Source organism: Marivita lacus (assembly GCF_014637725.1).
Classification (GTDB): Bacteria; Pseudomonadota; Alphaproteobacteria; order Rhodobacterales; family Rhodobacteraceae; genus Marivita; species Marivita lacus.
On the sequence record NZ_BMFC01000036.1, the window covers coordinates 1 to 10,210 of the forward strand.

Consider the following 10,210-nt stretch of genomic DNA (forward strand, 5'->3'; position numbering starts at 1 on the left):
CGGATGCTCTGGAAATCGAGGCCGCTGCAAAGCGCCGGCTCGCCGATGAATATGACGCCGCACAGGCGCGCGGCGAGGTCGCAAGGGGGTCTGTTCGCACAGACATCGTTGGGACCGACAACGATGTGCGTCCTGCCACGGCGGCTGACGTCGGTCTTCGCAGGGACCAAATCCATGAAGCCCGCCAGATACGCGACGCCGAGGCAGCCGATCCCGGCATTGTCCGCCGTACGCTGGATGAAAAGCTGGAGCATGGCGAGGAGCCAACGCGCGCGGCTTTGCGCAAGATGGTGGCGGATGCCGCCATGCGCGGGCTGCGCCCGCAGCGCCGGCCCAGCCGCCGGAACCCGCTCCATGTTCCGCCAACACCTGCGCAAGCGGCCTGGCAGCATGTGACCGGCACGTTCCGTGCATTTGCCGAATGGGCCACGGACGAGAACCTCGCCCGTGCACGCAAGGGCATGCGCGAGGCGCAGAATGCCCCGTTTCACGGCCTCGATGCCAAGGCGATCGCCGAGGGGTCGGCAGCTTTCACAAAAATCAAGGAGTGGTTTGATGCTTGACAGCCAATCAGCGGCATTTGCCGAACGCGTCTGGGATCACGCGTCCCGTCTGGGCAACAACGCCCCCAGGATCGCAGATGAGATGATGGAGGCGGCTTTCCCGCTGACCTGCACGCAGGCCCGGCAGGAAGGGGCGCTGCGCATGCTGCGTACGGGCATCATTTCGGAGGTCAAGCGCATCCTGCGCAACCGCGACGACGGGGGCCACCAGGCGGATTTCGCAGAGGTTTGTGCGGCCTTCGCGCCGCTGGTCAAGGACCTGCGCTCGAAATCCTACTTCGTCGAGAGCGCGGCGGAATATGTCTCTGTCCCTGACATGATCACTGAGCCCGAGCTGCTCGATGACGCGCGGCGGTTCATGCGTCGCAAGGGTATCGAATGCGTGGCGGAGGCGGATCGCCTTGATGCGCTTTATGCGGCTGTGACCTGCAACCATCCCGATGCGGCACATACCGGCGCGAAGGTGGTGGCATGATTGGTGCGTTCCCCATCATCAGCGCCGACCAGCGGCTGGCCGAGCCACGTGGGATCAAGGGCTGCATCTTCGGCAAGTCCGGTATCGGGAAAACCTCGCTCCTCTGGACGCTCGATCCCGACCGCACACTGTTCATGGATCTCGAGGCGGGCGATCTCGCCATCGAGGGCTGGGCGGGTGACAGCATCCGGCCGCGAACCTGGTCGGAATGCCGGGATTTCGCGGTGTTCATCGGCGGGCCAAACCCGGCGCTGCGCGACGAGCAGCCCTACAGCCCGGCGCATTACAAGGCGGTCTGCGACCGTTTCGGCGATCCGACAGCACTCGATCGCTACGACACTATCTTTGTCGACTCGATCACTGTCGCCGGGCGGCTGTGCTTTGGTTGGTGCAAAGGCCAACCCGAAGCGCTGTCGGAGAAGACCGGCAAGCCGGATGTGCGCGGGGCCTACGGGCTGCACGGCCGCGAGATGATCGGCTGGCTCACGCATCTCCAGCACACGCGGGCGAAGAACGTCTGGTTCGTCGGGATCCTCGACGAGAAGCTCGACGACTTCAATCGCAAGGTGTTTCAACCGCAGATCGACGGCTCGAAGACCGGGCTCGAGCTGCCGGGGATCGTCGATGAGGTGATCACCATGGCGGAGCTGAAGGCCGATGGTGGCGATCCCTATCGCGCCTTCATCTGTCAGACGATCAACCCCTGGAGCTATCCGGCCAAGGATCGATCTGGCCGCTTGGCCCAAGTGGAAGAACCCCATCTCGGCCGTCTTATGGCGAAGATCCGGACGGCAGCGACGCCTCCATCCGACCGGCTGACTTATGCCCCGCCGCCCGCCGATCCGGCGGCCGCCGACCAATCCCAACCGCAATCCTGAACAAAGAAGGAGGTTCCCCATGGGTTCCTGGAACGATTTCAACGACGCGCAGAGCAACACCAATCTCATCCCCAAGGGCACGCTGGCCAAGGTACGCCTGACCATCCGCCCCGGCGGGTTCGACGACGCCTCGCAAGGCTGGACCGGTGGCTATGCCACGCGCGGCTCGACTGGGGCTGTTTATCTCAATGGCGAGTTCACCGTGACCGAGGGCCAGTATGCCCGGCGCAAGATCTTCACCCTGATCGGGCTCTACAGCCCCAAGGGACCGGACTGGGCGAACATGGGCCGCAGCCTAGTGCGCGGCATGCTGAACTCGGCGCGGGGGATTTCCGACAAGGACATGTCGCCCGAGGCGCAGGTCGCGCGGCGGATCAATGGCTTTGCCGATCTGGACGGGATCGAGTTCATCGCGCGCATCGATATCGGCACCGATGCCAGCGGCGATGACAAGAACGAGATCCGCAGCGCGGTCACGCCGGATCATCGCGATTATGCGCAGGTCATGGGAACGGCGGCACTGCAGTTCGGCGGCAACGGCGGACCCGGGGCCACCCCGCAGCAGAGTGCTTCCGCAGCGCCTTCGACCAATCCGCCAGCAGCCAACCCCGGTGCCCCCGGGCGGCCGAGCTGGGCGCATTAAAGGGGGGATCGGTCATGCGCCTTCGCCCCCGCCAGAAAACCTTTGTCGAGCGCAGTGTTGCTGCGCTCGCCTCCCGCGGCAACACGCTCGGCGTGGCACCCACCGGCGCGGGCAAAACCATCATGCTCTCGGCGGTCACCGGCGAGATGATCAGCGACGGTGCCAAGGCCTGCGTGCTGGCGCATCGGGACGAGCTGACGGCGCAGAACCGCGCCAAGTTCCAGCGCGTGGTGCCGGGCGTCGCCACATCGGTCATCGACGCCACGGCGAAATCCTGGGGCGGCGACGTCACGTTCGCCATGGTGCCAACGCTGGGGCGGGCTTCGAACCTCGCCGACATGCCGCATCTCGACCTGCTCGTCGTGGATGAGGCGCATCACGCGGTGGCGGACAGCTACCGGCGGATCATCGACCGGGTGCGCAACGCCAATCCTGACGCCCGGGTGTTCGGGGTGACGGCGACACCGACCCGGGGCGATCGCAAGGGCCTGCGAGAGGTCTTTGACAATGTCGCCGACCAGGTGCGTCTGAGCGAGTTGATCGCCTCGGGCCACCTGGTGCCGCCGCGCACCTTCGTCATCGACGTGGGCGTGCAGGACGAGCTGCGTTCGGTCCGCAAGACCATGTCGAATTTCGACATGGCGGAGGTGGCGGGCATCATGGACCGCGCTCCCGTCACCGACGAGGTGATCCGCCACTGGAAGGAGAAGGCGGGGTCCGAAGGACGGCAGACCGTGGTGTTCTGCTCGACCGTCGCGCACGCCGAGCATGTCACCGAGGCGTTCAGGGCAGCTGGCGTTTCCGCCGCGCTGATCCATGGCGACCTGGCAGCAGAAACCCGCAAGGCCATTCTGGCTGATTATGCCTCGGGCAAGACCCGCGTGATCGTTAACGTTTCAGTGCTCACTGAGGGCTGGGATCATCCGCCGACCTCCTGCGTCGTGCTGCTGCGGCCCAGTTCGTACAAGTCCACGATGATCCAGATGGTCGGGCGCGGCCTGCGCACCGTCGACCCCGAGGAACATCCCGGCATCGTGAAGACCGACTGCGTCGTTCTGGATTTCGGGACGTCGAGCCTGATCCACGGCACGCTGGAGCAGGATGTCGATCTCGACGGCAAGATCGGCACCGGCGAAGCCCCGACGAAATCCTGCCCCGGCTGCGGCGCCGACATTCCGCTGGCCGCCACCGAATGCCCGCTCTGCGGCGAGGCGTTCCCGCGCGAGGATCTGGATGCGGGCGAAGGCGGGGCCGCCGCGCCGCTCTCGGGCTTCATGATGACGGAAATCGACCTGCTGAAGCGGTCCAGCTTCGCATGGGTTGACCTCTTCGGCGACGATGCGGCGCTGATGGCCAACGGGTTCAGTGCCTGGGGTGGCATCTTCTACCTTGAGGGCCGCTGGCACGCTGTCGGCGGCGGCAAGGGGCAAGGGTCCCGGCTGCTTGGTGTGGGCGAACGAGCGATCTGCCTCGCGCAGGCGGATGACTGGCTGAACACCCATGAAACCGATGAGAGCGCATTCAAGTCGAAGGGATGGCTGAAACAGGCCGCCACCGAAAAGCAGCTCCAGTATCTGCCACCCGAATGCCGCCATGACTTCGGCCTGACGCGGTACCGCGCCTCCGCTCTGATGACCTTCGGCTTCAACAAGCGCGAAATCCGCCAACTTGTCGGCCGCGCCAGTCCGGAACTCGGGAGGGCCGCGTGAGCCATGTCACGCAAGTTCCCTCCCCGCCCACAGCGGCTGTGGATCGACCGGGCCGTGACCGCCTCTGGCATCCGCGGCGTTCGCCGGGAAAACGGTCCCCCGGACCGTTTTCTGGCCCGGCTCACCTCTGCGCCGTCTGCACATCCCGCGCACGCGGCTTCGGCTGGTTCGATCCGCACCGACCGCGCCCAACCCGCACCCGCCGCTGGTTCTGCTCCATGGGTTGCCAGGCGGCCTTCACCCGCAAAGCGAAAAGAGGACTGAGCATGGACGATTTCACCGAAGAGGAAACCATGACGCTGCCCGCCGTGATGCGCGCGCTCGCGCCAGAGATGGAGCGGATCGGCTGGGACCGCCCCTTGGGCCAGCTGACCCAGAACGACATGCACCGGCTGATCGTCCTGACCGTCGAGGCGTTCCGCGCCGAGATGGCAGAGATCGCCGCCGAGGCGGAGATCACATTCTGATGCTGGATTTCAACCCGCGCCCCTCCATGGCCGACCGGATCAACGCGCTGGTCGATGCAGCCCTTGTTGCCGAACGCGGGGCCACAACACCCCGGACCTATCTCGGTGCGTCCCGCCTCGGGCATGCCTGCGAACGTGCGCTCCAGTTCGAGTTTGCAGGCGCGCCCAAGGATGAGGGCGCGGATTTTGGCGGGCAGACGCTGCGGATCTTCGAGATCGGACATCAGCTCGAGGAACTGGCGATCCGCTGGCTTCGGGCGGCGGGGATCGATCTGGTCACCCAAAAACGCGATGGCGGCCAGTTCGGCTTCTCCGTCGCGGGCGGTCGCATCCGCGGCCATGTCGATGGGATCATCGCAGATGCCCCGGTCGCCCTTGGTCTGCGCGCCCCGGCGCTCTGGGAATGCAAGACCATGAACGCGAAGAACTGGCGGGCCTGCGTCAAGGACGGGGTCGCCGTCTCCAAGCCCGTCTATGCCGCCCAGATCGCGATCTACCAGGCCTACATGGAACCCTCGGTGCCGGGGATATCGACGGCACCGGCGCTGTTCACTGCGATCAACAAGGACACGGCCGAGCTGCACCATGAGCTCGTCCCCTTCGATGCCGATCTCGCGCAGCGCATGTCCGATCGCGCGGTGCGGATCCTGCAAGCAACCGACGCGGGCGAGTTGCTGCCCCGCATCGCTGCCAACCGCGACTTCTTCGAATGCCGATTCTGTGCCCATGCCGAGCGGTGTTGGGGGCTGGCTGCGTGACCGACGAGCCCACCGAGCCATCAAATCCCGACCACGAGCCAGCCATGCGCGACGACACCACGCCCGATGAGCCGAAGGAAAACATCGTCCATTTCAACCCATGGCGCGACTTCAACGATGCCGCGCCGCAGATCGACGTCTTCGGCGACGAGCCCGACCCTGCGCAGATCGCCCAGTTCATGCAGGTCGTCTTCGGCTACTGCGACGGGCTGATCCCGGTCCGGAGTTTCATCGACAAGGGCCAGGGCATCGATGGCCGCCCACACAATATCTGGTTGGAGGCGGATCAGGTCGCACCTCAAAAAATGGCGACCTTCGCGACATGGGCCTCACGCGAGGGGGCGGCCGTCTATGTGATCCCCGGCACCGTGGCCGCGCCCGGGCAAGCAAAAGCTGCCGAGATTCTTCAGATGCAGACCGTGGTCGTCGACCTTGACACCGGCGATATCGCCGCCAAACGCGCCCATCTGGAGCGCCATCTCGGCGCGCCGACCATGGTGGTGGAAAGCGGTGGCGTCACGGCTGCGGGGCAGCGCAAGTGCCACGTCTGGTGGGCGCTGACCGAGCCTGCCGAGGGCGACGACATCGCCCGTGTCTGCCGCCTCCGCGGCGACATCGCGGTCAAGGTCGGCGGTGACATGCACTTCCGCTCCGCCCACCAGCCGATCCGGGTGGCAGGCAGCGTTTATTACAAGAACAGCCTGAAAACGCGGGTGCGGATCGTCGAGCTGAACGCCGCTCTCGAACGCGATCTGGCCGAGTTCATGGAAGCCGTCACCGACATGCCACCCGCGCCGGGCGTGTCTCTGCAGCCTGCGCTCATCCATCCCGACAAACCGCTGATGGATGAAGTGCTGGTCACGCCGGTGCGCGAGGGGGCGCAGGACGACTGGTCCCGCTTCGAGGGCGCGTCGGCCGCGATCGGGCATTTCATCCGCATGGTCCACGAGGGCCGGATGACCAAGGATGAGGGCTGGGAAGGCATCTGCGGCTACAACGCCGCCATGCTGCGACCGCAATGGCCGGTCGAACGGCTCAAGCGCGAGTCCGAGCGGCTCTGGAACAGGCATGTCGAAAAGTACGGCCCGCCGCTGATCCGGCTGGACTCCGGCGCACCGGGACCGGTTGAGATGCCGGCATTCACGTTGGGCGCGCTGCTGGACGATCAGAGCCCCATGCCGGAGGACATCATCGCGCCCCGGGTGCTGACACCGGGCGGACTGCTGGTGCTGGGCGGTGCGCCCAAGGTCGGCAAGAGCGACCTGCTGATCTCCTGGCTTGTCCACATGGCCGCCGGCGTGCCGTTGCTCGGCTTTACGCCGTCACGGCCGTTGCGGATCTTCTACCTGCAGGCCGAGATCCAGTATCACTATCTGCGCGAACGCCTGAAGCAGATTGCGCTTCCGCCGGAGGTTTTGGCCGCTGCGAGGGACACCTTCGTCGCAACGCCAAAGCTCAAGATGCTTCTCGATAACGAGGGCAGCGTGCGCGCGGCCCGTGCTGTCCAGACGGCGTTCCCGGAGGCGCCGCCCGACATCCTCTGCGTCGACCCGATCCGCAACCTGTTCGACGGCGGACCTGACGGCGGTGGTGAAAACGACAACACCGCCATGATGTTCTTCCTGAAGGAACGGGTCGAGGTCCTGCGGGACCATATCGACCCCGACTGCGGGGTCATCCTGGTCCACCACACCAAGAAGCTCAGCAAGCAGCAGGTAAAGGACGATCCCTTCCTCGCCCTCTCAGGTGCCAGCGCGCTGCGCGGCTTCTACACCTCCGGCCTGATCCTGCACCGGCCCGACGAGGATTGCTCGCAACGAAAGCTGGAGATCGAGCTGCGCAATGGACCCGCGCTGCCGACCAAGGTGATCGACAAGGTTGGCGGCCAATGGTTCGAGATCAACCCGATGAACGAACGGTTGGTGCGCCAGGAAGTCAGCGCGAAGCATGATGCCGAGCGGGATCGCAAGCGCGATGTCATTGTTGGCATATTGTTCGAAGAAGCAGCTGAGGGCCGCCTGTATACGACGATGCAGTTCGCCGAAAAATTCGAAAACAAGGGCGGTCTGGGCAGCAAATACACGATCAGGGAACGCCTGAGTGTCCTCGCCACGAAAGGTTTCGTGAAGTTTCTGAGGAACGGATCCGAGTTCGGCTACCCCGTGGTGCGGTCGCGGTTCGGCTATCTGGCTGTTGAAGGTATGCATTTCGGTCCCGAGCAGTCGGTTGATCCTGAGACCGGAGAAGTGCTGGAAACCACCCGTCCTGTCCTCCCGAGCCACTACAAATGCCCGCAATCCGGGGTCTGCCTACAAGTCGAAAACCCTTCGGTCTGGGTCTACCCGATGGCAGGCAAAGACGGCGGCAAATCAGGCCCAACTCCTAAGAGTGAGGCCTGAATCCTATGTCCTCACCAACTCCTCGATCAATGAAAACAATGACCTGTGCGCTGCGAGGAGTTTGGGCGCAAACTCCTCCCTCACTCCTCGCGGATCCTGCTTTTCTATTTGAGATCAGCCTCTTACCCGTATCCGAGGAGTTAGGTGTGAAACCACCATACTACGTATGGGGAGGCCAACCGGCAGGTTTGGCCTCCCCATACGTCGAGGGGTATCCGCGCGCGCGTGCTCTGATGCTCCCTGCACATTCCGATCCGACGACGGCGACCCGTACCGCCAAGCACATGACCGCCGTCGTCTTCCACCTGCGCAGCCAAACCGAAAAGGAGACCACGATGGCTGATACGACTCTCACCACGAGGATACGTGAGGCAATGCCCGATCTGCCGCCTGCCTTCCGCGCCGACCGCACATTGCTGGCGCTCGATCTCGGAACAACAACAGGCTGGGCCCTGCATGGCGCCGATGGGCTGATCACCAGCGGCACCGTGTCCTTCCGGCCCGGCCGGTTCGACGGTGGCGGTATGCGCTACTTGCGGTTCAGCAACTGGCTGGGCGAACTGGATCGGCTGTCCGGTCCCATTGCCGCCATCTGGTTCGAGGAAGTGCGCAGGCACGTCGGCACCGACGCGGCGCATGTCTATGGCGGACTGCTCGCCACGTTGACGTCATGGGCGGAGACCGCGGGCGTCGCTTATCAAGGTGTGCCGGTCGGCACGATCAAGAAGCATGCAACCGGACAGGGCAACGCGAACAAGGACGCCATGATCGCCGCCGCCCGGGCACGTGGGTTCAGCCCGGTCGATGACAACGAAGCCGATGCGATCGCGATCCTGCTCTGGGCGCTGGAGACCCGGGGAGGAGTGAGATGAGCGGCATGCGGTTCACGCCCAAGGGCTATGGCGGCCATCGTCGCAACCCTGACGAGGTCAAACGCGACGGCTGGAAGGAGCAAGGCCTGCTAGCCGTCGCCGTCGACGATGACCGGCTCACTTGGTCCGAACGCGAATTGGTGCGCCGGCTTGGCGAACGTCTCTACGGCAAACTGGAACGGGAGGCACGTCATGGGTGATTGGACAACCACACGCGTGGAGGACCGGCTGGAGAGCGCGGCCGACGTCTTCCGCACCTTGCCCGGCGTCATGCCGCAGGGCTTCTTCAATGCATGGCCTGAGTATTTCCACAGCTTCGCCGACAAGGTTGGTCAGGAGCCCCAGATGCGTCGACCCCGGCCGGGTCCGCGCCAGATCACCGAAGCCGAGGAGGCTCTGCTTTGGCTGCGCTGGCTGGAGCGGGATGATGCCCGGATCGTCTGGCTGCGGGCGGAACGCACGCCGTGGAAACCGATCTGCTGGCAGATGGGGATCAGTCGGGCGACTGCGAACCGCAGGTGGCGGTACGGCATCGCAGTTATGGTTTGGAAACTGAACGGGAAAAGAGTTCCGAGGAATCGTCCGATGAATCACGTGATTACTTCGGCAACTCGATGACGCAGCACAGTGACTGGCCACTTCCCTGATGATAAGACGATGTTACAAAACACTTTGTGTTGCGATTGATACTCGGCGTTTGCGGTTGAGATGTGAGATACACGCAAAAAAAATCAAGCCAACGGAGATAAAATGAATTCTAGAGTGTTTGGACCAGAACCTGAATTTGAGCGGCAGCTGATTAATGAGTTGACTGCAGCTGGCGTTCAGGTTGTGCCGCAGTTTAAAGTGAAAATTGGTGAAGGACGCCAGTTCAGCGCTGATATCTTCATTTCTTCACCCCAGAGGGCAGTTATCGAAATTAAGAGCATCTTATCGCGATCAGAAGTGAAGGTTCTCACCCAAGCTCGGACTCAAATGGAGGCAGTGCGAAAGGCATTCGAGGATCAAGTAATTTGCATTGTGGTTCTTATCAGTACCAATGAATCTTCCAGAGACAGAGTCATGGATGATGATTGGCTGGACGTTGTGGTCGTGTACGGCGTTGATGGGGCAGTTGCGGCAGCACAAGCTATAAGAGATCGACTCTTCGAATCGCTGCCGACTGATCGCCTTGCGATGTTGAGCAACGAGCAACTCAGCGACTCCCTGCCTGAGACCGGGCCTCTGTCCGACGTTTTGGTGAACTTCCGAACTAGAATTCCCAATGATGCATTTCAGGTTCTCAGGTTGGAGGCTGAAAGCTTCTTCAGAGAGTACAGAAGTGGCCTGCTGCCGATTTCGTGGACACAGGGTTAGGTTTGCATAGCTCGGTCCTCGAACGCCATGGGGCTTAGGTAGCCCAGTTTGGAATGGCGTCGCCTGGGATTGTAGAAGCGCTCGATGTAG

At 63.5% G+C, this 10,210-nt stretch carries 13 protein-coding genes; 12 read left to right on the plus strand and 1 reads right to left on the minus strand.

Annotation, left to right across the window (positions count from 1 at the left end; all coding sequences use genetic code 11):
* The 12 genes from IEV82_RS23080 to IEV82_RS23135 all read left to right on the plus strand — a co-directional run.
* On the plus strand, positions 1-563 hold a 563-nt coding region (locus tag IEV82_RS23080; RefSeq protein WP_229748001.1), incomplete at its 5' end, for a hypothetical protein.
* Complete coding sequence (locus IEV82_RS23085) at positions 556-1,038, plus strand: hypothetical protein (protein ID WP_188484439.1); 483 nt, start codon at positions 556-558, stop codon at positions 1,036-1,038. The genes IEV82_RS23080 and IEV82_RS23085, both read left to right, overlap by 8 nt.
* Positions 1,035-1,916, plus strand: a complete 882-nt coding sequence (locus tag IEV82_RS23090; RefSeq protein WP_188484440.1) for an ATP-binding protein — start codon at positions 1,035-1,037, stop codon at positions 1,914-1,916. Before IEV82_RS23085 ends, IEV82_RS23090 begins: the two co-directional genes overlap by 4 nt.
* 19 nt (positions 1,917-1,935) lie before the next feature.
* Positions 1,936-2,559, plus strand: a complete 624-nt coding sequence (locus IEV82_RS23095; protein WP_188484441.1) for a hypothetical protein — start codon at positions 1,936-1,938, stop codon at positions 2,557-2,559.
* A 14-nt stretch (positions 2,560-2,573) separates the two neighbouring features.
* A complete protein-coding gene (locus tag IEV82_RS23100; protein WP_188484442.1) occupies positions 2,574-4,268 on the plus strand; it encodes a DEAD/DEAH box helicase in 1,695 nt (564 codons plus the stop codon).
* A gap of 266 nt (positions 4,269-4,534) precedes the next feature.
* Positions 4,535-4,735 carry a DUF6511 domain-containing protein gene (locus IEV82_RS23105; protein ID WP_188484443.1) on the plus strand — a complete coding sequence of 67 codons (201 nt, stop codon included), beginning with the start codon at positions 4,535-4,537 and terminating at the stop codon, positions 4,733-4,735.
* Positions 4,735-5,493 (plus strand): hypothetical protein, encoded by a 759-nt coding sequence (locus IEV82_RS23110; protein ID WP_188484444.1) that lies wholly within the window; start codon positions 4,735-4,737, stop codon positions 5,491-5,493. The genes IEV82_RS23105 and IEV82_RS23110 overlap by 1 nt, the downstream gene beginning before the upstream one ends.
* Before the next feature lie 44 nt (positions 5,494-5,537).
* Positions 5,538-7,892, plus strand: coding sequence for an AAA family ATPase (locus IEV82_RS23115; protein WP_188484445.1), 2,355 nt, complete (start codon positions 5,538-5,540; stop codon positions 7,890-7,892).
* 335 nt (positions 7,893-8,227) lie between these two features.
* Positions 8,228-8,764, plus strand: coding sequence for a crossover junction endodeoxyribonuclease RuvC (locus tag IEV82_RS23120; RefSeq protein ID WP_444543198.1), 537 nt, complete (start codon positions 8,228-8,230; stop codon positions 8,762-8,764).
* Positions 8,761-8,964, plus strand: coding sequence for a hypothetical protein (locus IEV82_RS23125; RefSeq protein WP_444543199.1), 204 nt, complete (start codon positions 8,761-8,763; stop codon positions 8,962-8,964). Before IEV82_RS23120 ends, IEV82_RS23125 begins: the two co-directional genes overlap by 4 nt.
* Positions 8,957-9,382 (plus strand): DUF6362 family protein, encoded by a 426-nt coding sequence (locus IEV82_RS23130; RefSeq protein WP_188484446.1) that lies wholly within the window; start codon positions 8,957-8,959, stop codon positions 9,380-9,382. Before IEV82_RS23125 ends, IEV82_RS23130 begins: the two co-directional genes overlap by 8 nt.
* Before the next feature lie 132 nt (positions 9,383-9,514).
* Positions 9,515-10,120 (plus strand): hypothetical protein, encoded by a 606-nt coding sequence (locus tag IEV82_RS23135; protein ID WP_188484447.1) that lies wholly within the window; start codon positions 9,515-9,517, stop codon positions 10,118-10,120.
* Here IEV82_RS23135 and IEV82_RS24140 read toward each other — a convergent pair.
* Positions 10,117-10,210: IS3 family transposase (locus IEV82_RS24140; RefSeq protein ID WP_373285259.1), on the minus strand; the 94-nt coding region annotated here is incomplete at its 5' end. The two genes, IEV82_RS23135 and IEV82_RS24140, sit on opposite strands and share 4 nt — an antisense overlap.